Origin of the sequence: Paraburkholderia sp. C35 (assembly GCF_003121405.1) — a bacterium.
Classification (GTDB): domain Bacteria; phylum Pseudomonadota; class Gammaproteobacteria; order Burkholderiales; family Burkholderiaceae; genus Paraburkholderia.
This window is the reverse complement of the sequence record NZ_QBUY01000131.1, coordinates 1-22,535: the sequence shown is the minus strand read 5'-3', so window position 1 is coordinate 22,535 and position 22,535 is coordinate 1. Positions and strand designations below refer to the sequence as shown.

At 62.3% G+C, this 22,535-nt stretch carries 21 protein-coding genes and 1 rRNA gene; 11 read left to right on the top strand and 11 right to left on the bottom strand.

Annotated elements, in window-relative coordinates:
* The first annotated feature begins 5 nt into the window (after nt 1-5).
* Nucleotides 6-119: ribosomal RNA gene (gene rrf / locus DK391_RS39530) — 5S ribosomal RNA — on the top strand.
* A 444-nt stretch (nt 120-563) separates the two neighbouring features.
* Here rrf and DK391_RS39525 read toward each other — a convergent pair.
* On the bottom strand, nt 564-1,562 hold the full coding sequence (locus DK391_RS39525; protein WP_109483435.1) for a LysR family transcriptional regulator: 999 nt from the start codon (nt 1,560-1,562) through the stop codon (nt 564-566).
* A 196-nt stretch (nt 1,563-1,758) separates the two neighbouring features.
* Here DK391_RS39525 and DK391_RS39520 point away from each other — a divergent pair, with 196 nt between their 5' ends.
* The 3 genes from DK391_RS39520 to DK391_RS39510 all read left to right on the top strand — a co-directional run bounded on the left by DK391_RS39520 (nt 1,759) and on the right by DK391_RS39510 (nt 6,030).
* Nucleotides 1,759-3,936, top strand: a complete 2,178-nt coding sequence (locus DK391_RS39520) for an FUSC family protein (protein ID WP_109483434.1) — start codon at nt 1,759-1,761, stop codon at nt 3,934-3,936.
* Nucleotides 3,937-4,151: 215 nt separating this feature from the next.
* Nucleotides 4,152-4,373, top strand: coding sequence for a hypothetical protein (locus tag DK391_RS39515; protein ID WP_109483433.1), 222 nt, complete (start codon nt 4,152-4,154; stop codon nt 4,371-4,373).
* Nucleotides 4,374-4,515: 142 nt separating this feature from the next.
* Nucleotides 4,516-6,030 carry an acetyl-CoA hydrolase/transferase family protein gene (locus tag DK391_RS39510; protein WP_109483432.1) on the top strand — a complete coding sequence of 505 codons (1,515 nt, stop codon included), beginning with the start codon at nt 4,516-4,518 and terminating at the stop codon, nt 6,028-6,030.
* A 15-nt stretch (nt 6,031-6,045) separates the two neighbouring features.
* Here DK391_RS39510 and DK391_RS39505 read toward each other — a convergent pair whose 3' ends face one another.
* The gene (locus DK391_RS39505; RefSeq protein ID WP_109483431.1) at nt 6,046-7,206 is read right to left on the bottom strand and encodes a metallophosphoesterase; all 1,161 of its coding nucleotides are present in this window, start codon (nt 7,204-7,206) and stop codon (nt 6,046-6,048) included.
* Nucleotides 7,207-7,595: 389 nt separating this feature from the next.
* Here DK391_RS39505 and DK391_RS39500 point away from each other — a divergent pair, with 389 nt between their 5' ends.
* Both DK391_RS39500 and DK391_RS39495 read left to right on the top strand, forming a co-directional pair.
* Nucleotides 7,596-7,910 carry a hypothetical protein gene (locus DK391_RS39500; protein WP_109483436.1) on the top strand — a complete coding sequence of 105 codons (315 nt, stop codon included), beginning with the start codon at nt 7,596-7,598 and terminating at the stop codon, nt 7,908-7,910.
* Between the two features lie 216 nt (nt 7,911-8,126).
* Nucleotides 8,127-8,720 carry an alpha-ketoglutarate-dependent dioxygenase AlkB gene (locus tag DK391_RS39495; protein WP_109483430.1) on the top strand — a complete coding sequence of 198 codons (594 nt, stop codon included), beginning with the start codon at nt 8,127-8,129 and terminating at the stop codon, nt 8,718-8,720.
* Between the two features lie 56 nt (nt 8,721-8,776).
* Here DK391_RS39495 and DK391_RS39490 read toward each other — a convergent pair whose 3' ends face one another.
* Genes DK391_RS39490 through DK391_RS39455 form a run of 8 tightly spaced genes read right to left on the bottom strand, consistent with a single transcriptional unit; the run spans nt 8,777 to nt 15,836 of the window.
* On the bottom strand, nt 8,777-9,712 hold the full coding sequence (locus DK391_RS39490; RefSeq protein WP_109483429.1) for a malonate decarboxylase subunit epsilon: 936 nt from the start codon (nt 9,710-9,712) through the stop codon (nt 8,777-8,779).
* Nucleotides 9,712-10,389: a malonate decarboxylase holo-ACP synthase gene (locus tag DK391_RS39485; protein WP_109483428.1), complete on the bottom strand. Its 678-nt coding sequence runs from the start codon at nt 10,387-10,389 to the stop codon at nt 9,712-9,714. Before DK391_RS39485 ends, DK391_RS39490 begins: the two co-directional genes overlap by 1 nt.
* The gene (mdcE, locus tag DK391_RS39480) at nt 10,389-11,207 is read right to left on the bottom strand and encodes a biotin-independent malonate decarboxylase subunit gamma (protein WP_109483427.1); all 819 of its coding nucleotides are present in this window, start codon (nt 11,205-11,207) and stop codon (nt 10,389-10,391) included. Before mdcE ends, DK391_RS39485 begins: the two co-directional genes overlap by 1 nt.
* 2 nt (nt 11,208-11,209) lie before the next feature.
* Nucleotides 11,210-12,097, bottom strand: a complete 888-nt coding sequence (locus DK391_RS39475) for a biotin-independent malonate decarboxylase subunit beta (protein WP_109483426.1) — start codon at nt 12,095-12,097, stop codon at nt 11,210-11,212.
* Nucleotides 12,094-12,399, bottom strand: a complete 306-nt coding sequence (locus DK391_RS39470; RefSeq protein ID WP_109483425.1) for a malonate decarboxylase subunit delta — start codon at nt 12,397-12,399, stop codon at nt 12,094-12,096. Before DK391_RS39470 ends, DK391_RS39475 begins: the two co-directional genes overlap by 4 nt.
* A 6-nt stretch (nt 12,400-12,405) precedes the next feature.
* Nucleotides 12,406-13,353 (bottom strand): triphosphoribosyl-dephospho-CoA synthase, encoded by a 948-nt coding sequence (locus tag DK391_RS39465; RefSeq protein ID WP_109483424.1) that lies wholly within the window; start codon nt 13,351-13,353, stop codon nt 12,406-12,408.
* 4 nt (nt 13,354-13,357) lie between these two features.
* On the bottom strand, nt 13,358-15,046 hold the full coding sequence (gene mdcA, locus DK391_RS39460) for a malonate decarboxylase subunit alpha (protein WP_109483423.1): 1,689 nt from the start codon (nt 15,044-15,046) through the stop codon (nt 13,358-13,360).
* A gap of 7 nt (nt 15,047-15,053) precedes the next feature.
* On the bottom strand, nt 15,054-15,836 hold the full coding sequence (locus DK391_RS39455; protein WP_109483422.1) for a GntR family transcriptional regulator: 783 nt from the start codon (nt 15,834-15,836) through the stop codon (nt 15,054-15,056).
* Between the two features lie 175 nt (nt 15,837-16,011).
* On the opposite strand from DK391_RS39455, the gene DK391_RS39450 reads away from it, so the two are divergent.
* Complete coding sequence (locus DK391_RS39450) at nt 16,012-17,319, top strand: MFS transporter (protein WP_109483421.1); 1,308 nt, start codon at nt 16,012-16,014, stop codon at nt 17,317-17,319.
* Nucleotides 17,320-17,377: 58 nt separating this feature from the next.
* On the opposite strand, the gene DK391_RS39445 is transcribed toward DK391_RS39450, so the two are convergent.
* Nucleotides 17,378-18,301 carry a DMT family transporter gene (locus DK391_RS39445; protein WP_109483420.1) on the bottom strand — a complete coding sequence of 308 codons (924 nt, stop codon included), beginning with the start codon at nt 18,299-18,301 and terminating at the stop codon, nt 17,378-17,380.
* Nucleotides 18,302-18,406: 105 nt separating this feature from the next.
* Between DK391_RS39445 and DK391_RS39440 the strand changes: the two genes are divergently transcribed.
* From DK391_RS39440 to DK391_RS39425, 4 genes are all read left to right on the top strand, one after another.
* Complete coding sequence (locus tag DK391_RS39440) at nt 18,407-19,312, top strand: LysR family transcriptional regulator (RefSeq protein WP_109483419.1); 906 nt, start codon at nt 18,407-18,409, stop codon at nt 19,310-19,312.
* Nucleotides 19,313-19,427: 115 nt separating this feature from the next.
* The gene (locus tag DK391_RS39435; protein WP_109483418.1) at nt 19,428-20,105 is read left to right on the top strand and encodes a hypothetical protein; all 678 of its coding nucleotides are present in this window, start codon (nt 19,428-19,430) and stop codon (nt 20,103-20,105) included.
* A 277-nt stretch (nt 20,106-20,382) separates the two neighbouring features.
* Nucleotides 20,383-21,213 (top strand): arylamine N-acetyltransferase, encoded by an 831-nt coding sequence (locus tag DK391_RS39430; protein ID WP_109483417.1) that lies wholly within the window; start codon nt 20,383-20,385, stop codon nt 21,211-21,213.
* Nucleotides 21,214-21,224: 11 nt separating this feature from the next.
* Nucleotides 21,225-21,902 (top strand): isoprenylcysteine carboxylmethyltransferase family protein, encoded by a 678-nt coding sequence (locus tag DK391_RS39425; protein WP_109483416.1) that lies wholly within the window; start codon nt 21,225-21,227, stop codon nt 21,900-21,902.
* Nucleotides 21,903-22,535 lie beyond the last annotated feature (633 nt).

The window sequence follows — 22,535 nt, the reverse complement described above, 5'->3', positions numbered from 1 at the left end:
TCATGCCTGATGACCATAGCGAGTCGGTCCCACCCCTTCCCATCCCGAACAGGACCGTGAAACGACTCTACGCCGATGATAGTGCGGATTGCCCGTGTGAAAGTAGGTAATCGTCAGGCTCCTTACCCAAGACAAGACCCCGCCCTTAAAAGCGGGGTCTTGGCGTTTGTGCGGTATGAATTCGAGTTCACACGTGCCGCCACAAGCACAAAAGCAGGGTTTTGCCGTTTGCACGGTACGAATCAAATTCGTACCGGCCTCAAGCGCAAACGGTCCCACCGCTCATTCTGCTTTACTTCCAGACATCCTCTTGCACACGGCTGCCGCAACGGCGGCCATTTGTTCCGTGCGTGAAGTCAATTCCAAGCTGAATCTAATCGGAATGCCAAAATCCCGGCCCGTTGATTCAATAAAAGCGATTTAGCCCAAGCAGCCGTCAATCTCGCGTCTCATGGGCAACATCGAGACCATGCACTCGATCAGGTAAAAAACTACGCGGCTAGACCGTACTCACGCGAAACGTGACACCAATCTCACCGCGACCTGAAACCTCCAACGCAAGCTCAATGCTTCACTTGCGGCCCGCCGACGCCAACCTCGCCGCCATGCAACGCGTCACCAGATACGCTTTGCCGTCCAACTTCGCCCAACAGCGCAACATCGCGAGCAATAACCTGCGGCAAATGCGTCCTTAAAAACTCAACCCACGTGCGAGTTTTTGCATCGATGAACTTGCGCGACGGATACAGCGCGTAAACATTCATCTTCTGTAGCGTGTACTCAGGCAACACACGCACCAGCGACCCAGTCCGCAATCCATCGATTGCCGCGTACAGCGGCAACATTCCGATCCCCATCCCCTCACGAATCGCGACAATCAGTGATTCCGCGATATTCACCTGCACCGGACCATTCACATTCAGCACTTCGCTGCCGTTAGGGCCATCGAGCGTCCATTCACTGGTCGGAAAAGCAGGCGTCTTGAGCAAAAGACAGTCGTGATGCAGCAAATCAGCGGGTGTTTTGGGTGCATCGTGCGCGTGGATGTACGCCGGAGATGCGCACAAAATGCTGAACGTTGTCCCCAGAAGAAGCGACACGAGGTCGGAATTGGGCAACGTCGACGCTCCCACGACAGCCACATCCGCGCTACCTTCGAACAGATCGGGCATCTGTTGCGACAGCGTCAGTTCGACAGCGACCTCAGGATAAAGCGTGCGATATCGCGAAATTGCAGGCAGCACATAATGCTGTCCGATACTCGCAAAGCTATGCATGCGAAGCACGCCAGAAGGGCGCTCGTGCGCACCACTCGCTTCTTCCTCAGCATTATCGATATCAGCAAGAATCTGCTGACATCGCGTCAGATATCTCTCACCTGCAGTCGTTAACGCGAGACGCCGAGTCGAACGATTGAGCAGCCGCGTCCGCAAGTGCGCCTCGAGTTCTGAGACTGCGCGAGACATCGCACCCGTCGTGGTATTGAGCGATTGTGCGGCGCCGGTGAAGCTGCCCGCTTCAACGACGCGTACGAATACCCGCATGTTTTGTAACGTATCCATCAATCCTTCTTGATCGACATCAAAACGTTATTGTCCGCCTGTCGAGGGCCGCCATTGTTGAGTGATCTGGAAGGGTCGTTCCCGACCTCTCCCATTAATTCACAATTAGCCGGCTCCTACAATCGGCGCCTTAGGGTAGGCATGCGCCAGTTCAATTTGCGTATTCCTCCGACAACGGCCCGAGCGGTAGGAACTCATGAAACGCCAGCATGCGATCAAGCAAGTATCGTCCGAAATATTCGGATGGCGTACCGGCGTGCTGCGTGCCATCGGCGACGCCAGCGAAGACTGGGCGAATACCGACGGCCTCGTCTGGCTTCATCTGCTCAAGACGGTGACGGCCGCGCTGCTCGCGCTCGGCATTGCGATGCTCCTCGAACTGCAGCAACCGCGCACGGCGATGACGACCGTCTTCGTGCTGATGCAGCCGTTCAGCGGCATGGTGCTCGCAAAGAGTTTCTATCGGATCGTGGGAACGTTGGTCGGCATGCTGGCCGCGTTGCTGCTGGGCGCGCTGTTCGCGCAGCAACCGGAGTTGTACATGCTCGGCATGACGGCCTGGATGGGCGCGTGTGTGGCGGCTGCGGTGCGGTATCGGCATTTTCGCTGGTACGGCTTCGTACTGGCTGGCTACACGGCGGCATTGATCGGCATTCCGACCGTGATGGAACCGAACGGCTTGTTCCTCGCTGCGCTGACGCGCGCGGCGGAAGTGGCAATCGGGATCATCTGCTCGGCGGCAGTAAGCGCGCTGATCGTGCCGCGCCGATCGAGCCTGGCGTTGCAAAACGCACTGCAATCGGGGCATCTCAATTTTACTGCCTTCGCTGTGAAAGTGCTCGATGGGGCGGTCGAACGCGGCATGTCCGAGCGCTATTTCGCGGATCTCGTCGATGAAGTGGTGGGTTTCGAGGCCACCCGCGCGTTTGCCGCGTTCGAAGATCCCGGCATGCGTTCGCGCAGTCAGGTGCTTGCAAGACTGAATCACGAATTCATGGATGTCTGCGCCCGGTTGCACGCACTGCATCAGTTGAGAAAGCGCTTGCGTGACAACCCGTCCGTCCAGGTTATGCAAGCGACAGCGCCATATTTCCACGAGTTGTCTCAACTGCTCGGTACGTCTGGCGAACGTCGTTTCGATTCATCCGACGCCGCCCGCATCGCCATCAGACTCAAGAATTTTCAATCGACTTTGCCGGCGAGCATGCGCGCCACGCGTCGTCTGCTCGAATCCGGCGAGCCACAGTGTCTGCCCGATTTCGATACCGCAGGCGAGTTGCTATACCGCTTCGTCGTCGAGTTCATCCGTTACATCGATACGTATGCGTCGCTGGAAACCAATCACAATCCGGCGCGCGAGCGGCCGCCCGTGCGCTATGTGAGCCGTACCAATGCGTTCGTGGTCGCGTGCACGTTCGTGCGCACGGCGGTGGTGGTCGGTGCCGTCAGCTGTTTCTGGATCGCGACAGACTGGCCGAGCGGCGGCATGGCCGTGATCGGCGCGGCGCTTACGTGCGCGCTGACTTCGTCGGCGCCGAATCCTGCGAAGCTCGCGCTGCAAATGAGCGTCGGCGCGGCGTGCGCAACGGTCGCCGGCTATCTGGTCACGTGCTACGTGTATCCCGCGATCGACGGATTTCCGCTGCTGTGCGCGATGCTCGCGCCCGTTCTCGCGGTAGGCGTGTTCTTCGCGTCGCGCGCGAAAACGGCGGGTTATGGTGTGGGCTTCACGGTGTTTTTCTGCCTGCTCGCCGCGCCCGACAATGTCGTGGTCTACGCGCCCGATCTGCTGATCAACAACGGCGTCGCGATCGTCGTCGCGATGCTCGTGACCACAGTCGGCGCCGCAGTTATTTTCCCGGCGCAAATGCCCTGGCTGACCAAGCGCATCGAAAGCGATTTGCGCAGTCAGGTCGCGCTGGCCTGCACGTCGTCGCTGACGGGTCTCGCGCATCGTTTCCAGTCGAGCACGCACGATCTGATGCACCAGTTGCGCATGCTGTTGCCGAAGCGTTCGCGACGGCATCGCAATGCACTTCGATGGATGCTCGTCACGCTCGAAGTCGGCCACGCGACCATCGACCTGCGCAGTGAAATCGACCGTGCCACTTACGCGAACAACGTCCACACCAGCTGGAAACCGTCACTCGATCGCGTCACGCAGGATCTCGCGCAACTCTTCGAACAGCCGGACAAGGCGCACGTCGAGCGCACGCAAACATCGGTGGGTGCGGCGATGCGCGTCGTGCAACAGGTACTCGAAGCGGTTCACACGGACCGCGAGAAGCGGCACGACCAGCAACGCATTCTGAGTTGCCTGCATTTCATCCGCACGGCACTGCTCGACAGGAACGCGCCGTTCGATGCGCGCTAAGCCTCTGCGCACCGTCGCTGCGCATTCAACGCAACAGTCAATTGCCGCAACCCGCGCTGCCGGGCGCACCGGAAACGCACGTACTCACACCGCCCGCGCCATCTTGCCGCAACCTGGAAGAATGCCTTCCAGCCACCCCTCTTAATCCGCGCCGACCTCAGTCCTATATTGGAACCACTGCTTACGCAGTCACCGAAACCACTGGAGAGATTGAAATGAAAGCGCTGAAGTTGGTCCTGATTGCCTGTTCGTTGTCCGCTGCGGCCCTTGCGCACGCACAGACGGCGCCGGCGGACGATGGCGCGCAACAGGTTGCCCAGTCGAACGCAGCTCGCGTCACGCAACCCGCAGCGCAAGATCGCGTCGCGAAACCGGCGAAGAAGGCCAATGAGTGTGTCGGTCCAGTGAGCTACTGCGAGATCTATTTCGGTAGCTGACCAGAACGGCACCGCGCAGCCGCCCGAAGCATCGGCGGACGAGCGGAATCGACAGGAATCAAACGATAGCCGGACGACGCACACCGATAACAAGACGTGCACGCCGGCTTTCGTGAGCGTGACATCGGAGAGACTTTCAATCATGTACGAAGATCGGATTCGTCATGCCGCGTTGCGCGGCAAGATCACGACGGCGGCGCAGGCAGCGCGGCTGATCGACAATGGCATGCGCGTCGGCGCGAGCGGCTTCACGCGCGCAGGCGACGCCAAGGCCGTGCCCGTGGCGCTGGCCGAACGTGCGCGCACTGAAGGCAAGCCGCTGCAAATCACGCTGATGACGGGCGCATCGTTGGGTCATGGCGTCGATAGCCTGCTGACGGATGCGGGCGTGCTCGCGCGCCGTCTGCCGTTCCAGGTCGACAACACCTTGCGCAAGGCGATCAACCGAGGCGACGTGATGTTCGTCGACCAGCATCTGTCCGAGACGGTCGAGATGCTGCGCGCGGGTCAACTTGGCAAGCTCGATGTGGCGATCATCGAAGCCGTCGCGATCACGGAAACGGGCGGCATCGTGCCGACCACGTCGGTGGGCAATTCGGCGAGCTTCGCGATTCTCGCCGACAAGGTGATCGTCGAAATCAATCTGGCGCAGCCGCTCGCACTCGAAGGCCTGCACGACATCTGGATTCCCGGCCGCCGGCCGCATCGCGATCCGCTGCCTGTCGTGCGTCCGAGTGACCGTGTCGGCACGACGGCCATCGAGATTCCGCCTGAGAAAATCGCCGCCATCGTCATCACGGACAAACCCGACAGTCCATCGACTGCCTTGCCCGCCGACGAAGACACGGCGTTGATCGCCGGCCATCTGATCGAGTTCATGCAACACGAGGTATCGCATGGACGCATGCCGTCGCCGCTGCCGCCGTTGCAGGCAGGCATCGGCACGATCGCGAACGCAGTGCTGGCCGGTTTCGCCGATTCGCCGTTCGAGCCATTCACGATCTACTCGGAAGTGCTGCAGGATTCGACTTTCGATCTGATGGACGCGGGCAAGGTCACGTTCGCCTCGGGCGCGTCGATCACGCTGACGGAAAAGCGCCAGGCGCAGGTCTTCGGCGATCTCGCACGCTATCGCGACCGCCTCGTGCTGCGTCCGCAAGAGGTGAGCAACCATCCCGAAGTGATTCGTCGTCTCGGCCTGATCGCGTTGAACACGGCGCTCGAATTCGACATCTACGGCAACGTGAATTCGACGCACGTGGGCGGCACGCACATGATGAACGGCATCGGCGGATCAGGCGACTTCGCGCGCAACGCATCCTGCGCGATCTTCGCGACCAAATCGATTGCGAAAGACGGCGCGATTTCGAGCGTCGTGCCGATGGTGCCGCACGTCGACCACAACGAACACGATGTCGATATCGTCGTGACGGAAATCGGCCTGGCGGATCTGCGTGGACTCGCGCCGCGCGAACGCGCTTCGCTGATCATCGACAAGTGCGTGCATCCGCTGTATCGCGATCTGCTGCGCGATTACTATCGCGATGCGCTGCGTTTCGGTGGCCAGACGCCGCACGTGTTGCGTGAAGCGTTCGCCTGGCACGCGCGCTTTCAGGAAACCGGCTCGATGCTGCCGGAGCAAAAGGTCACAGCGTGATCTAACAGAAGGACATCACGCGCCGCTGCCCACAAGACGCAGCCGCGTGATTTCCGACGGCGCGCCCAGACGTTTCGGTGGTCCCCAATACCCGGTTCCACGGCTCGTATAGACCCACAAATTATCGAGCCGCGACAGACCGGCCACGAACGGCTGTTGCAGCCGCACGGCGAAATTCCACGGGAAGAACTGTCCGCCATGCGTATGGCCGGACAGTTGCAGCGTGAAGCCGGCATCGGCGGCGGCTTCCGCCGAGCGCGGCTGATGCGCGAGCAACACCTTGATGCGCACATCGCCGGGCGCGCCTTCGAGCGCCGCGGCCGGGTCGCTTTCGTGCTCTGGATCGAAGTGGCCCGCCGAATAATCGGTGACGCCCGCGATCACCGCCTGCGCGCCATCGTGCTCGACGACCACGTGCTCATTGAGCAGCACATGCAGGCCGAGCCGCTGAAATTCGGCGATCCACGCATTGGCGCCTGAATAATATTCGTGATTCCCCGTCACCAGATATGCTCCATGCCGCGCGCTCAGCCGTGACAGCGGACGCGTGTGGTCGGCGAGATGCTCGACGCTGCCGTCGACGACATCGCCCGTCACGGCGATCAGGTCCGGCTGCAGCCGGTTCACGGCATCGACGATGGCATCGACATAACCGCGCTTGATGGTCGGTCCAACATGGATGTCGCTGATCTGCACAATCGTGAAGCCATCGAGCGCACGCGGCAGGTCTTTGATCGGTACATCGATCGACACGACGCGCGCACGGCGCCGCGCGTTGAAAAAGCCGATGGCCGTCGACAGCAGCGCAAGCAGCGGCACGGCCATCGCGCTATTGATTTCCCAGCGCGCCGGATCGACTGCTTCTGGCGACGCCGCGTGGATCAGCAGCACGGCGAGCAGCACCAGTTCGCGCACGAACGTCAGCACCAGCAGCGACGAGAACAGACCCAGCGCGATCAGTCCCGCCCACGCGAGCCGGTCGCCGAGCGGCTGTCGTTCAATGGACCGCGCGATCATGCCGACGGGAATCAGCAACACCGAGAGCACGAGCCACAGCGCGCACAGCACTTTCACAGCGGCATCGACAGGCAGCTCGGGAATGATCCGGATGCCGACGTACACATGCAGCAGAATGCCGATGACGATAATCCGAACGAAAAACGATAAGCGGCGCATAAGTGGGCGAAGGGCGCAGACCGCGCGCGGAAGATGAGTCGCGGTGAATCAGGAGAGCGCACGCCCGTTGCAGAGCGGCGGCCAGTCATTCTACAAGCAGTTCCGCGCGCTTGCCGAAGGCGGTCGGGCGTGCCGCGAAACGCCTTGGACGAGCATGCGTTGCAATGCAGCAGACACGCGTCGTCAGTTGTTCGTCATGCCGATTAAATGCTTATTAAATGGCTATTGAATTGGTCGTCTGAACGGACTATTCTGAAAGCGAGCGCGACTGCCGGAGGCAGGCCTCGCGTCCCGTTCCCGCTTTTTCGGGCGCGCGAGACACTCCTCAGCAAGCGGCGGGCCGCGTGTGCCTGATCGCCATTTCGGCTTGCGGTTTGGGGAGACAGATGATGAAAACGACAAAATTCGCGCATCGCGAACATCACATCGGTCACGAAGGCAGTCACGTGATGCTGCCTATGGTGGTGCTTTCGTTGATGGCACTCGGCGTCTACTACGGCGTCCAGACCATCGACTTTTCCGAACTGGGGCGCACAGCGCTTTTCTATGTCGTCATGGTATTCGTCGCGCTCGGCGTGGCGGGCCTGTTCGGCGTGGTCGCGGCGTGGCTGCGCTCGCGCGGCGACGAAGCGGAAGACGGTTTCTGCTTCATCGGCGCGCTGGTGGGCGCAATCGTGTTCTACGTTGCGTTGATGGCCAACTGACTTCCCGCTGACACTGCTTCGGGCGGCTAGCGCCGGACCCGCTTTGACGCGTCGCCATAGCCGGGATCGATCAGGAAATTCGACCCGAGTGAATCACGGAAAGTCGAATGAAAGCGCAAGCGGTGGGATGACCCGCCGCTGCGGCGGGCACGATAATACCGGCTGTTCACTATGAGTTGAGAGGTTTCGCGTGCGCCATCGCTCGCGATTGCACCGATGTCTGCCGATCTGTTCGACGATTTGCCAACGCCCGATGTGGCGTGGTTCCCCGACTGGCTTGCAACCGATGCCGCCGCCGACGTGCTCGCGCGTGTCGTCGCGGAAGTGGCGTGGTTGCAGGATGAAATGTTCACGCCGGCCGGGCGCGTGCCGCTGCCGCGCCTGACGGCGTGGCAGGGCGAGCCGGATGCCGTCTATGTGTATTCGGGTATTCGTAATGTGCCGGCAGCGTGGACGCCCGCCGTCGCGCAGCTGAAGGCCGCTGTCGAAACGACGTGCGGCGTGCCGTTCAACAGCGTCCTGCTCAACCGCTATCGCAGCGGCGCGGACAGCCTGGGATGGCACGCGGACCGCGAGCGGGAGCTTGGCGCAGAGCCGGTGATTGCGTCGGTGAGTCTGGGCGCGACGCGCCGCTTCGACATGCAGCACAACAAGACACGCGTGGTGCAGTCGTACGCGCTCAAAGGCGGCAGCCTGCTCGTGATGCGTGGACGAACACAGGCCGAATGGCGGCATCGCGTGCCGAAAGAGCCGAAAGTGCAGGGCGAGCGCGTCAACCTGACATTCCGGTTCGTCACGCCCGGCCGCTAGTTTTGCTACGCGCGCATTAAAACTTTTAAAAAATTTATGCGCATAAGGAATCGGTTTCAGGCGACCGATTCGATACGGCGCTGAATGGTCGGCGCGAGCCGTTCGAAGGGCAGCGTGCTCGCAGCAATCGCCGCCAGATCGGGATACTGCTCGCGCACGATATCGGTCAGCACCTGGCCGGGCGGCGCTTCGACGAATACCTTCGCGCCTATTTCGGTCATCACGGTCAGCGCGTCGAACCAGCGGACGGTGTAGCGCATGTTGGTCGCGAGGTCGTCGCGCACGGCATCGGCTGTGTACAGAGCGCGACCACCTCGATTGCCGATATAGCCACTCGATGGCGCACGAAACGGCACGCTGCGCGCGTAATCTGTGAGCGCGTCGGCGGCTGCCGCTAGCAGTTCGCAATGCGATGGCACGCTGACGGCGAGCCGCGTCGCCTTGCGCGCGCCTGAGGCGAGTGCGCGGGTGTTGAATACATCGAGCGCGGCGTCCGAGCCCGCGACCACGATCTGGCGCGGTGCATTCACATTGCCGATATAGACGCGCTCCGCCGAATCTCGCGCCTGTGTCTCGGCGAGCCGTTCGACTTCGTGTTCGGTCAGGCCCGCGATTGCCGACAATCCATAGCCGCGTGGATAGGCGGCCTCCATCAACTCGGCGCGTTTGCGCACCATCAGCAGCGCATCGGCGAATGCGATTGCGCCGCAACTCCCGGCGGCTGCATACGCGCCAACTGAGAGTCCCGCGTTGAGATCGGGCGTCAATCCTTCGGCGGCGAGCGCGCGTTGTGTTGCGACACCGGCGATCAGCAAGCCCGTCTGCACGGCAACCGTCGATTCGCGCGCGGCCTGGGTGTCGAGTGTGAGGACGTCGAGGCTCAGCACGCTGGAGGCTTCATCAAGCGTCGTTTTGATAGCGGCGTGCGTGCCGAGACGATGAAGGAAGCCTTCCGTTTGCGCGCCCTGGCCAGGGAAAAGATAGGCAAGCATTACAGTGTCCAGGGATCTGCCACGAGCCGCGGACCGCTCGCGCTACGCACCATCACGCGCGCTTTGCCCGATGAGTATTCGGCGAGTGCCACGCCACCTGAGGGCGTTTCAAGCTGCGCATCGATGCGAATGCCTGCCTGCGACGCATGTGCGTCGAGCGTCGACTGGATTTGCTGTGCTTGAGCGCGTGACAGATAGTTCGGTATCCGTATCAATAGATCGAGATCGCTGCCTGAAGTAACAGTCGGCTTGCCAGTTGCAAGTTCGAAACCGACGCTTCCTGTTGGTCCCCAGACGAATCCACCAAGTCCTGATGTATCGTGGCGCAATGCATCGAGCGCAAGGAGCGCAGGCAACGCTGCACGATTCTCGACAACATGCGTCGAACTCAACGCTTCCGGCGCAAACATAGCCTCAATATCATCGACGCGCGTCCACGTTCCATACCGCTCGTTACGCGCCACGCCGCGCACGCCAATCGCCACGAATCCATCAGCCGCCTGCGCGCGCCGCACGACCGCAAACGGCGCGCGCGCGAACGCGTCACGCACCCACGTCGGCTCGCTATCGAACGATTCGAGCCGACGCAGGCGCACGATGTCGTGCGCCTGCCAGCGCGAATCGCCAGCAGCGAGCGCTTCGTGTGCAGCGAATGGCGCGGCTGCGCAGACTCGCATTACGCAGCGTCCCACTGTTCGGCGAGCCGCCGCCGCACTTCGATCGATGCCGCGCGCGTCTTTTTCGCCGTATCCGATTCGAGTCGCCGCGACAGTCCACGTGTCGTATCCGCACGCGCACCTTGCACGGCTTCAACCAGCACGCTGCGTACGTTCTCGATCTGCGCATCCGTTGGCGCATCGGCATCGACGCCTTCGATCAGCTTGTCGAGCAACCCGAGCTTCGCGAACGACGCCATCGTGTACGACATCGGCGTAATCGTTTCGCCGAGCTTGTCGAGGTCTTCGACTGTGCGGCGTGTGACACGCGCGGCGGCTTCCTTGCCCATCGCGTGCACCATCGTACCGGGCGCGTCGAGCGCGAGAATGCGATTGGCCTGATAGCCATGCGCGAGGAACGCGCCCGACATCGCCGGGCCGACGATCAGCGCAATCACCGGATGACCCGCATCGCGTGCGCTTGCATACGCATCGACAGCGGACGCACACGCCAGATGAATGCCGAGCGTCTCTTCGCGATACCCATACGCCTGGCTTTTCACATCGACGATAGCGACGATAGGGCGCTTGTGTTCCGACGACGCATCGCGCGCCACCGCGGCGCGCACCGCTTGCGCCAGCTTCCAGCCCTGTTCGAGTCCGACGACGTTGTCGCGTGCGCGCGGAAAGCGGTTGTCGGGATCGGGAACGACGGCGAAGAAGCTCGCCGTCTCGCCGCCGAGCGACGCTTGCGCGGACCACACGGGCGCGTTCGTCGAGGTATCGCCTGCCAATGCCTTGAACCAGCGCATGCCGCGTGTCATTGCCGTATCGCTCATGATTACTCCTTGCGCGGCGCGGCCGCTTCGTTGGGCTTGAACACGTCGCGCATGGTGTCGGGCGTGACGTTCGCGGGGTCCATGCGCGCCAGCCGGTCGAGATATTCGCCGACCTGTTCCGTGCGATGCGCCGCGGGCACACCGCGTGCAAAGGTCTCGCGCACGGCAGCACGGACGGCTTGCGCGTCGTCGTCGACGAGGGCGTCGGCGAGTCCTGTCGCGACGCGCTGTTCGCCGCCAATCATCTGCCATACGCGGCGGCGGTCGCTGGAATCGAGTTCTTCGATGCCCGCTTCCTGTTCGATCACTTCAGGGCCGTTCATGCCGAGGCGTCCCTGCTTCGTCGCGATCAGATACGAGCACAAGCCTGCTGCAAGCGACATCCCGCCGAAGCAGCCGACCATCCCCGCGATCACGCCAACCACAGGCACGTAACGGCGCAACGCGACGATTGCCGCCTGCATCTCGGCGATTACGGCGAGGCCCAGATTCGCCTCCTGCAACCGCACGCCGCCCGTTTCGAATAGCACGACAGGCCGCACGATCTTGCCGCGCTCGCAGTCGCGCAGTGCGAGTTCGAGTGCCGCGGCGATCTTGCTGCCGGACACTTCGCCGATGCTGCCGCCCTGAAACGCCGATTCGATGGCAGCGACCACAGCAGGTTCGCCGTCGATGGTGCCGCGTGCGATCACCGCGCCGTCATCGGCCTGACAGACGATCCCCTGCAACGGCAGCCACGGCGATTCGATACGGTCGAACGGTCCGAGCAGTTCGCGGAACGTGCCTTCGTCGAGCAGCGCACGGGCGCGCTCGCGCGCCGTCAATTCGATGAAGCTGTCGCGCAGTACGGGCGTCGACGCTGCGGGTTGCTGATTCAACACGGTGCTCATGCGCTCGCTCCTTCGTCGGCGGCTTCGACGGCTTCAGCCAGACGCAGTGCGACCACGCCGGGCGTCGCGCCGAAATCGTTGATCTCGATCTGCGCCGCGCCGTCAAAGCGCGTGAAGAAACGGTCGAGCACGCTCTTCCAGATATGCCCGTAGCCATCGACGCTGGTGCGCACGGTCACGGTCGCTTTCATCGCATCGGCGGGCGACAGCAGTACTTCGAGATCGCCCGAGCCGACCACGCCCACATGCGCGCGTGTCGTGATCGCGCGTTGCGCCGGATAGTCGAAAGTCATCTGTTCCATCAGTTTTCAGCTCCCGCTGGCCGCGTGATGCGCCAGCTTGTCGATGAAGAGGGTGGCGGCGAGCAGATCGGCCGCACCGCCAGGAGAAGCGTTGAGAGACAGCAGTTCGGTTTCGAGCGCGTCGAGCGCGGCGCGGCCCGCGGCTGTCGATGAGCCGCCCGCTGCGAGCACGGCACGCGCGCCGCGTTGCCCGGCGTGCAAACCGGCGAGACCCGCGCGATGCAGCAGGCAGGTGTCGTCGAGCGAGGCCATGATCGCGAGCAGCGTATCGACGCGTGCTTCGTTTTCGGCGATGCCTTTCGCGCGCGCCGCAAGCAACGCAGGCAGACCTATGTCGATCACATGCGGGAAACCGTCCTGCGCTTCCTGGCGCGCGCCGCCGACGTTGTAGCGTTGGCGTACGCGCTCGCCATGACTATCCGTCACAGCCACAGCGGCGAAGCGGTCCGGAAAGCAGGCGATCCGCGCGCCCGTTGCGCAGACGCGTGCGGCATGCGAGAGCGACGGCAGCGCATCGGACATATCGTCGTCGAATACGATGGCCGCACCCGCGACCAGCAAGCCGACGATCCAGATCGCGCCGCGATGAGCATTGCTGCCACTCGTCGCCCGCATCATGTCCTGTTCGCCGGCACGTCCGATCTGCGCCAGTTCCGCGCGCAGCGTCGCCGATGGCAGGCGCCCACGTGATACTCGTGCGAGCGCCGCGAACGTCGGTTCGAGCGCGCGTGCAGAACGCAGCATCAGCGGCAGGTCGAGATCGCGATGCGCGCCGCTGCCGCGTCCGTCGACGAGTGCGGGCTTCGGCGTGAGTTGCGCTTCTTCGATCAGCGCATCGACAGCGAAGCTCGCGAGCGTGGTGTCGGATAGCGCATCGTCATGAGCGTGAAAGCCCTTGACGTTGGCACGCTCGAACTTGCCCGCATCGAGCGGGATAGCGTAGTGCAGAGCCATCGCATCACCAGCTGCGGAAACGTGCCGGCGGTGCGTAGAGTCCGCCCGACCACGTGACGAGATCGTCGATGCTGCGTGCCGCGAGCAGCGAGCGCTTCGCTTCGCCGCGCCGGATGCCGAGATCTTCCGGATACGCGACGATGCCGCGACGGCGCAATTCGGCTGTTTTCTCAGGCTTCGCACGCAGGCCGATCGGCGTCACGCCCGCGACCGCCGCGACCGCCGCGCGCCGCTCTTCGACGCCTTCTGCCTTGTGCAGATGCGCGATGCCTTCTTCCGTGACGACGTGGCTGACATCGTCGCCGTAGATCATCACGGGCGCGATCGGCATGCCGCTTTTTGCGCCGACAGCGACGGCGTCGAGTTCATCGACGAACGTCGGCTCGCCGCCTTTCTTGTACGTTTCCGCCAGTTGCACGACGAGTTTCTGGCCGCGCGACACGGGCCCCTGATCCTTCAGCAGCTTGAGCCAGGCTTCGCTCGAATGACGCCGGCCGCGCGGATCGTGGCCCATGTTCGGCGCGCCACCGAAGCCTGCAAGACGGCCGCGCGTGACCGTCGACGAATTCGCATCGCCGTCGATCTGCAGCGTCGAGCCGATGAAGAGATCGACGCCATATTGCCCGGCAAGCTGGCACAGCACGCGGTTCGAACGCAGCGTGCCGTCGTTGCCCGTGAAGAACACATCGGGGCGCGCCTCGATATACGCTTCCATGCCGACTTCGCTGCCGAAGCAATGCACGCTTTCGACCCAGCCGGATTCGATGGCGGGAATCAGCGTGGGATGCGGATTGAGCGTCCAGTTGCGGCAGATCTTGCCTTTGAGGCCAAGCGACTCGCCGTAAGTGGGCAACAGCAATTCGATGGCAGCCGTATCGAAGCCGATGCCGTGATTCAGCGATGTGACGCCATACGGCTCATAAATGCCTTTGATCACCATCATCGCCGTCAGCACCTGCAGGTCGCCGATATGACGCGGATCGCGCGTAAAGAGCGGCTCGACAGCGAACGGACGGTCGGCTTCGACCACCACGTCTACCCACGAAGCAGGAATATCCACGCGCGGCAATTCATCGACGATCTCATTCACCTGCACGATCACGATGCCATGCCGGAACGCGGCGGCTTCGGCGATGGTCGGCGTGTCTTCCGTGTTCGGGCCGGTGTAGAGATTGCCGTGCCGGTCGGCTTTTTCTGCACACAGCAACGCAACGTTCGGCGTCAGGTCGACGAACATGCGCGCATACAGTTCCACATACGTATAGATCGCGCCGATTTCGAGCTGGCCATCTTCGAGCAGTTGCGCGACGCGCAGGCTCTGCGGACCGGCGAACGCGAAGTCGACCTTGTGCGCAATGTTCCGCTCGAACAGCGTCAGATGCTCCGGGCGGCTAATGCTCGAAATCAGCAGATGCACGTCGTGCACTTTCTGCGGATCGACCTTCGCGAACGAACGCGACAGGAAGTCCGCCTGCTTCTGGTTGTCGCCTTCCAGCGCGACGCGGTCGCCGGGGCGGATCAGCGTCTCCAGCGCATCGACGATGCGATGTCCCGGCAGGATGCCGTCTTCGAGCCACGGCTCGATGGCGGCGAGCCTGCGGCGCTTCTCGTCGCGTTTGGTGGTCCAGGAACGCGCCTGCGTTCCCGATGCTTGTGCCAATTCGAGCTTGGCCGGTTCGACTCGCTGATTCATCGGTGCTTCAACTCCCGATCGTGGTTGGAGTGCGCGCTGGCCGTCCGCGCTTTCTGCGCGGCGCGGCCGCGGCGGCTTCCGCCTGCGCGCGTTCCGTCAAGAAACGATAGACCAGTTCGCCCGTGCCCAGCAGGTGAGCGGCGATCAGCGACTGGGCGAGGGCAATGTCCTTGCATTCGACGGCGGCAAGGATGGCCATATGTTCGGCATCGGACTCGCCCTTGTACGCGGGCAGGCCGAATTTGAGCCGCAGATAGCGTTCGCCGCGCCGGTGCAGTGCCCCGATCATCTCGGCGAGTTGCGGGCGGTTGGCGGGCGCATACAGGGCTGTGTGGAACGCTTCGTTGCGGGCCACGTAGAGGGCGGGGTCCGTCTCGCCTTCGGCGGCCTGGCACAGCGCAGCCGCTTCGCGCAGCGACTCGGGCGTGTGATTCGGAATCGCCAGCGAGATTGCGAGGCTTTCGAGCGCCGAGCGAATCTCGTAGATCTCGCGCGCTTCGGCGGGCGTCAGACGCGCGACGGTCGCGCCCTTGTTCAACTCGACTTTCACCCAGCCTTCGCTTTCCAGCGCACGCAGCGCCTCGCGCACGGGAATTGCACTGACGGAGAAGTGACGCGCAATCGCGTCCTGCCGCAGCGGCGCGCCCGGCGCGAGCGTGCCTTCGACGATGGCCGCACGCAGCGCCTCCGCGATGACACGCGAAGTACTGGGCCGCGGCTCGTGCGCCGTGGGCAGCAAGGGGACGCGCGGGGCGCTGTCCAGGGGAAAACCATCGGTTGCGTTGCTCATAACATCAAATATTATATATAAAAATGAACAATTTCTAGCGGACAAACCCGGGGTTTTCAGAAAGGCACGACGCCGTGGCAGGTTCTCTCCCGATCATGCGCTGACGCACATGCAAGGAAGCGGTTGTGCCGAGACGGTCACCCGATCCAACCGTAGTACATGGAGGAGCAGGAGCATGTTGAATTCTTCACTATCGGACCACGCCGGCGCGGCGAGGCGCAAGACGCCGCTGAACCGGGCGCAGATTGCCGGTTTCTGGGGAGCATGGGCGGGATGGACGCTGGACGGCATGGACTCGTTCATCTATGCGCTGGTGTTGACGCCCGCGCTGACCGAACTGCTGCCGCGCTCGGGCTACGCAGCCACGCCCGCGAACGTCGGCCTGGCGGGTTCGATCCTGTTTGCGCTGTTCCTGGTGGGATGGGGACTGTCGTTCATCTGGGGGCCGCTGGCGGACCGTTTCGGCCGCACGCGCGTGCTGGCGGGCACGATCTTCGTGTTCGCGATCTTCACGGGCTTGTCGGCGACGGCGCATAACGTGTGGGAGCTGGGTATCTATCGCTTCATTGCGGGCGTGGGCATCGGCGGCGAATGGGCGCTGGCGGGCACCTACGTCGCCGAGTCGTGGCCGGAGGATCGTCGCAAGATGGGCGCGGGGTATCTGCAGACGGGCTACTACGCGGGCTTCTTTCTCGCTGCCGCCCTCAACTACACGGTAGGCGTGCACTTCGGCTGGCGCGCGATGTTCCTGACGGGCGCGGTGCCTGTCGTCGTCGCGATCATGATCCTGACGCGCGTGAAGGAATCGGATAAATGGCAGCGTGCCGAAGCCCGCGATGTCGCGCGCGTGAAGCCGATGCGTGAAATTTTCGGGCCGACGTATCGGCGGCGCACGTGGGTGATGTGTGCGTTGCTGACGATTGCGATTATCGGTTTGTGGGCGGGCGCCGTGTATGAACCGTCCGCTGTGATTCAGCTTGCGACGCGGGCGGGAATGGCGCGCCCTGATGCGATCAAGATGGCTTCGATGGCGACCGGGTTGCTGTCGATCGGCACGATTCTCGGATGTCTTGCGTTGCCGCCGATGGCCGAGAGGATCGGACGCAAGAAGACGCTTGCCGTGTACTTTGCGGGGATGGCCGTGGCGATTATCGGCAGCTTTGGCTGGGCGTTTTATCTGCCTAACGGCTTGGCGCCGTTCATTGCCTGGCTGTTCGTGCTGGGGTTCTTCGGCGGCAATTTCGCCCTGTTCAGTCTCTGGCTGCCCGAACTCTTCGAAACCCGTGTGCGGGCGACGGCCTTTGCTTTCTGTACTTCATTTGGCCGCTTCGTCGGGGCTGGGGTCAATTTTCTGCTCGGCGCAGCCGTGTTGAGCATGCATACTCTCGGCGTGCCGGTTGCACTGACGGCAATTGCTTTCGTGCTCGGGCTTCTGATCATTCCTTTTGCCAAGGAGACGAAAGGAGAAGTGCTGCCGCAGTGAGTTTTTGCGCGTTCGCTGGCATCCACGATTTGCTTTCGTGGATGCCAGAATACAAGCCCTAACGGCTAAAAGCCCGTAGCTTCAATACCGACACCAACGGCCAGCCGAGATTCACGCCAAGACTGGCGACAACGATCAGCACCATCCCGCCCATCTGCAATCCGCTCAGTGCGCGACCATAAACAATTGCATCGACGGCAATCGCCGTAAGCGGATAAACAAACAGCAGCACGGCGATCGCGGGTGTAGAGAGCTTGGGCAGCGCGCCATAGATAAGCACATAGGAAAGCCCGGTGTGCAGCACGCCCATGCCGATCAACCAGAACCACTGCACAGGTGCGATGTGATCGACGGCGCCCAGCGGCGCAATAAACGGCAGACAGACTACGCCGACACCACACTGCGCCAGCGTCAACAGATGCGGACGTAGATCACCCAGGCTCTTCGCAATCAGCGTGACGCTCGCATACAGCACAGACCCGGCGAGTGCCTCGCCAATTCCGATCAGGTAATCCGTATGCCCTTGCAGCGCACCGGCACCCGCGATGCCCGACGTCAGCACCAGTCCAGAAAACGCAATCGCAATCCAGCCAATCCGGTCGAGACCAAGACGCTCATGAAATAGCGCGGCCCCAATTAACACGACCCAGAACGGCTGCACATGAAACACAACGGTCGCCACTGCAATACTCGTGCGATGAATCGCATCGAAGAACCAGGCCCATTGCGTGACCCTCAGCACACCGGACAGTCCCGCGAGCAGAATCGTTCGCCGGGTGAAGTGGTGCCGCGCGAAGTAACCCTTGTAGCCGCAATAAGCAGCCAGCGACAGGAATCCGAACAGGCAACGAAAAAACACCAGCGTCAGCGCACCCAGCCGCGCCTCCTCGACGAACACGCCCATCGTGCCCATCAGCAGGCCGCCGCTCGCGAGCATGAGCGCACCTTGCTGGCTTCGGCTGAGAGACGACGGCAGAGACATGACAGTGAATTCCTCGATTGCATGGTTTGAGCCGAGTATCGACGCATTGCCTTACCGGTACAAACGAATAAAATTGAGAAATTCCATAAGCCGGATTGATAAATCATGCACCCCGAATTCGATGTCGATCTGCTGCGCACGTTCGTTGCCGTCGTGGAGGCGGGCAGCTTCACGAAGGCGGCTGTTACCGTGCATCGCTCGCAGGCGGCGGTCAGCATGCAGATCAAGCGGCTCGAACGAATGCTCGGCACGACGCTTTTTGCTCGCGACACGCGCAATCTTTCCCTCACGCGGCCCGGCAACACGCTGCTCGAATATGCGCGGCGCGTGATCGATCTTCATGAGGAAGCCTGGTCCGCCATCGTGCGTCCCGAGGTGACAGGACGCGTCGTGCTGGGCGCGCCGGACGATTACGTGTCGTCGCTGCTGTCGCCCGTGTTGCGGCGCTTTTCGAACCTGTATCCGCATGTCGAGATCGAAATCGTCTGCGCGCAGAGCACGGCACTCGCACCCATGCTCGCCGACAACAAGATCGACCTCGCCTTCGTCACGCGCGACCGCAAGCTGCGCGGCGAATTCGTGCGCAGCGAACCGATGGTGTGGGTGGGCGCGTCCGACGATACCTCCGTGCTCAACGTGTCGCCGCTGCCCGTCGGGCTCTACGAGCCGGGTTGCGTCGCGCGCACGCACACGCTCGCGGCGCTCGACCGTGCGCGCATCCGTTATCGCGCGGCATATAGCAGCGCCAGCCTGAGCGGCCTGGTCGCGACTGTCGATGCGGGGTTGTCGATCATCGCGATCACGCGTTGCAGCGTACCGTCGCGCCTCGCGATGCTCGGCGCGGACCACGGCTTGCCGGCGATCGAACCGCTCGACATCGTCGTCGCCCGCAGCGCCAAGTCGGATCGTCCGACCTGCGACTATCTCGCGGCGCAGATGGTGCAGGATCTGTCGGTGCGTGCATCGCCGCGCGACATGCGGGAAACGAGGGAAGCGCGGGCGAGAGCCTGATCGCGTCTGAAGAAAGCGCGAACGCGCGCCGCATCCGTTGGTCGAACCGACACAAACGGGATCGGCACAACGCGAGACGATGTCACACATCGGACACATGACAGGAGGGCCCATCATGAAGACACGCCTTTTTTCCGCCGCATTGCTTGCTACAGGCCTGTTCGTGAGCAGCGCGAGCTTTGCGCAGTTGAACCTTCAGCAGTTCGGCATCGGCGGTGGCAATTCGTCGAATTCATCGGGCAATGCGGGCGCGGCTTCGTCGGGCGGCATCGGGCAATTGCTGCAGAACTACGTCGGCGCGAATCAGCAGGTTCTGAGCGGGCAGTCGAGTCTTGCGTCGGCGATGGGGTTATCGGGCCCAGCGAACCAGGCGCAGCAGGCATCGGGACTGTTGAGCGGCGGCACGCCATCCGTAAGCCAGTTGTCGCAGGTGGGCAACACGCAGCAGTCGCTGTCGCAGACCTTGACGCAGGCGTTTTCGAGCCGCGCATCGGATCCGTCGACACCTGTCGACAAACAGGCCTTCACCAATGGTCTTTCATCGCTTGGCCAGGGCGTGAGCCAGTATTCGAGCCTGCAATCCAGTCTCGGCAGTGTGGGACAGATGAATCCGTCGTCGCTGCTGCAATCGGGCATGAATCCGCAAACGGCGCAGGCAGCGTCGTATATCGCGCAGTCGGCGCCGGGTCAGTTGCAGTCGCTGGCGTCGACGTTGAGTGCGGCGGTGCAGTTCGCGACGAGCCACGGCATCAGCGTTCCGTCGATTGCCACTTCGGCGCTCAAGGGTTTCTGACGCACCTTCGCAGCATACGGTCGACGCGCGCTGCATTGCAGCGCCTTGCAACCGGTCACGCATCGACGGGCGCGATGCGATGATCGCCCGCGTGCGTTTGCTTCGTTTGCTTCGTTCGCATCATTCACGTCATTCACGAAAAGGCCTGCGTTTGTGAGGGCATCGCGCACAGCGCGCGTCAATAACGGTACGCTGCGCAAACCTGCATCGCGCACACACCTTGAAAACCAGCGGGCAACGCGATTGCCGTCGGCCCGACGTTCACCAGGAGCACCGGATGTCCAGCACTCTCGATCTCGACCGCTATTTCAGGCGCATTGGCTATACGGGGCCGCAGGCCGCGACACTCGACGTGTTGCGCGAACTGCATCGCCTGCATCCGTTGTCGATTCCGTTTGAGAATCTCGATTCGCTGACGGGACGCCGTGTCGAGCTCGACCTGTCTGCCGTGGTCGACAAGCTGATCGGGCGCAAGCGCGGCGGCTATTGCTTCGAGCAGAACCGTCTGTTCGCGCATGTGCTGATGCAACTCGGCTTCGACGTGACACCGATGATCGCGCGCCCGCTGTGGGGCCGCGAACCGGACGCGATCACGCCGCGCACGCACATGTTGCTGCGCGTGAACGTGGACGACCAGCCGTGGATCGCGGACGTCGGCTTCGGTGCCGCGACGCTGACCGCGCCGATGCGCCTGCAGGCGGGCGCTGCGCAACCGACCACGCACGAACCCTTCCGTCTCGCCGATGCAGCGCATGGTGCATTCGATCTCGAAGTGCAAACGGGCGAGACGTGGACGAAGATGTATCGCTTCGATCTGCAGCGAGCCGAATGGGTCGATTACGACGTGTCGAACTGGTACACGTCGACGCATCCCGATTCATTCTTTACGACGAGTCTCGTCGTATGCCGGGTGACGCCGGAAGGGCGGCTCACGCTTTTCAACGACAGACTGACGGCGCGTTCCAAAGATGGCGAGGCAATCGAGCGTCACATCGAAAGCGCGCATGAGCTTGAAACGTGTCTGCGCGACACGTTCATGATCCAGCTTGGCGATATTGATGTCGCGGCTATCTACGGGCGCGTATCGACAGAGGGCGCCGCGTCATAGGTTGCGTGGTCATGATCGTGCGGCTCTTCGTTCAGACGCTGGTGTGGCTCGCGGGCATGGGCGCGGTGCTGTTCGGCGCGGCCGGCACCTTGGCGTGGGCAGGCGCGTGGTGTTACCTGATCGAAACCGGCTTGCTCGGGATATGGGTTGGGGTGTGGCTCGCGCATCATGATCCTGCGTTGCTGGCCGAGCGGCTCGGGTCGTTCGTTCAGCGCGGGCAGGGAAGGTGGGACAAGGTCTTCATGATGTGCGTCGTGGTGAGCTGGTGTGCGTGGCTCGTGCTGATGGGAGTCGATGCACGGCGTTTCCATTGGTCGGCGATGCCCCCATCACTGCAGGTTGTCGGCGCGCTTGCTATTCTCGTCAGCATGGTTGCGATACGCGCTGTGTTTCGCGCCAATAGCTTTGCTGCGCCTGTCGTGAAGATTATGGCTGAGCGTGGGCATAAGGTAAGTGACAGCGGACCGTATGCTTATGTGCGGCATCCTATGTACGCGTGGGCTGTTCTGTTTCTTGTTGGCATGCCGCTGGTGATGTGTTCTTTCTGGGGGCTTGCCTGCGTGCCTGTGCTGGTGGTTGGGCTTGGGTGTCGGGCCGTGCTCGAGGAACGGATGCTGCGTGAGCAGCTTGATGGGTATGCTGAGTATGCTGCGCGGGTGAAGTATCGGTTTGTGCCTTATTTGTGGTGAGTTTGTTGTTCTGGTTTTGTTTGTGATGTTTGGGGTTTGAGTTTGCTTGTTTTTTTGTTGTTGGCATCCGCTTTTTGTTAGTGGTCTGCCTGGGTTGCCCCTGTGCGGGGCGGCACTTACTTTCTTTGCCCCCGCAAAGAAAGTAAGCAAAGAAAGCGGGCTAACACCGCAAGCTCTTGTTATTGCCTGCGGGCCCCCAGCGGCCCCGTCCTGTCCGCGGCATCGATTCTCTTGATGCCCGTTGCCAGTGCTCTTTATGAACGCCTCACCCGCTTCAATCATCCGTAGTACTGCGAGCGGCAGCGACCTGTCACTGCAGCCCAGGTGGCAAACGGTGTGTTGGCCGTCGCGCCTTATACGCACCACTCCGGACTGAAAAGCAAAGGCGGTGTGTCTCGTAGGATCGCCGACGCGTAATGCGCGACAACCTACACATCGTTTGCCACCTGGGCGGCCTGGACCAAACTGGTAAGGCGCGCTGAGACGCGGGAATTTGAAGCGGGTGAGGCGCCCGTAAAGAGAGCTTGCAGCGGGCATCAAGAGAATCGATGCCTTGTGAAGGATAGGACCGGCTGGGGGCCCGCAGGCAACTACAAGAACTGGCGGTGTTCAGCGGCTTTCTTTTGCCTACTT

Coding starts and splice junctions, on each gene's coding strand:
- DK391_RS39490 (WP_109483429.1), bottom strand. CDS start 9,712: ATGCTTGCCTATCTTTTCCCTGGCCAGGGCGCGCAAACGGAAGGCTTC.
- DK391_RS39425 (WP_109483416.1), top strand. CDS start 21,225: ATGATCGTGCGGCTCTTCGTTCAGACGCTGGTGTGGCTCGCGGGCATG.
- DK391_RS39470 (WP_109483425.1), bottom strand. CDS start 12,399: ATGGAACAGATGACTTTCGACTATCCGGCGCAACGCGCGATCACGACA.
- DK391_RS39450 (WP_109483421.1), top strand. CDS start 16,012: ATGTTGAATTCTTCACTATCGGACCACGCCGGCGCGGCGAGGCGCAAG.
- mdcA (WP_109483423.1), bottom strand. CDS start 15,046: ATGAATCAGCGAGTCGAACCGGCCAAGCTCGAATTGGCACAAGCATCG.
- DK391_RS39520 (WP_109483434.1), top strand. CDS start 1,759: ATGAAACGCCAGCATGCGATCAAGCAAGTATCGTCCGAAATATTCGGA.
- DK391_RS39475 (WP_109483426.1), bottom strand. CDS start 12,097: ATGAGCACCGTGTTGAATCAGCAACCCGCAGCGTCGACGCCCGTACTG.
- DK391_RS39515 (WP_109483433.1), top strand. CDS start 4,152: ATGAAAGCGCTGAAGTTGGTCCTGATTGCCTGTTCGTTGTCCGCTGCG.
- DK391_RS39525 (WP_109483435.1), bottom strand. CDS start 1,562: ATGGATACGTTACAAAACATGCGGGTATTCGTACGCGTCGTTGAAGCG.
- DK391_RS39485 (WP_109483428.1), bottom strand. CDS start 10,389: ATGCGAGTCTGCGCAGCCGCGCCATTCGCTGCACACGAAGCGCTCGCT.
- DK391_RS39435 (WP_109483418.1), top strand. CDS start 19,428: ATGAAGACACGCCTTTTTTCCGCCGCATTGCTTGCTACAGGCCTGTTC.
- DK391_RS39495 (WP_109483430.1), top strand. CDS start 8,127: ATGTCTGCCGATCTGTTCGACGATTTGCCAACGCCCGATGTGGCGTGG.
- mdcE (WP_109483427.1), bottom strand. CDS start 11,207: ATGAGCGATACGGCAATGACACGCGGCATGCGCTGGTTCAAGGCATTG.
- DK391_RS39455 (WP_109483422.1), bottom strand. CDS start 15,836: ATGAGCAACGCAACCGATGGTTTTCCCCTGGACAGCGCCCCGCGCGTC.
- DK391_RS39510 (WP_109483432.1), top strand. CDS start 4,516: ATGTACGAAGATCGGATTCGTCATGCCGCGTTGCGCGGCAAGATCACG.
- DK391_RS39505 (WP_109483431.1), bottom strand. CDS start 7,206: ATGCGCCGCTTATCGTTTTTCGTTCGGATTATCGTCATCGGCATTCTG.
- DK391_RS39465 (WP_109483424.1), bottom strand. CDS start 13,353: ATGGCTCTGCACTACGCTATCCCGCTCGATGCGGGCAAGTTCGAGCGT.
- DK391_RS39430 (WP_109483417.1), top strand. CDS start 20,383: ATGTCCAGCACTCTCGATCTCGACCGCTATTTCAGGCGCATTGGCTAT.
- DK391_RS39440 (WP_109483419.1), top strand. CDS start 18,407: ATGCACCCCGAATTCGATGTCGATCTGCTGCGCACGTTCGTTGCCGTC.
- DK391_RS39445 (WP_109483420.1), bottom strand. CDS start 18,301: ATGTCTCTGCCGTCGTCTCTCAGCCGAAGCCAGCAAGGTGCGCTCATG.
- DK391_RS39500 (WP_109483436.1), top strand. CDS start 7,596: ATGAAAACGACAAAATTCGCGCATCGCGAACATCACATCGGTCACGAA.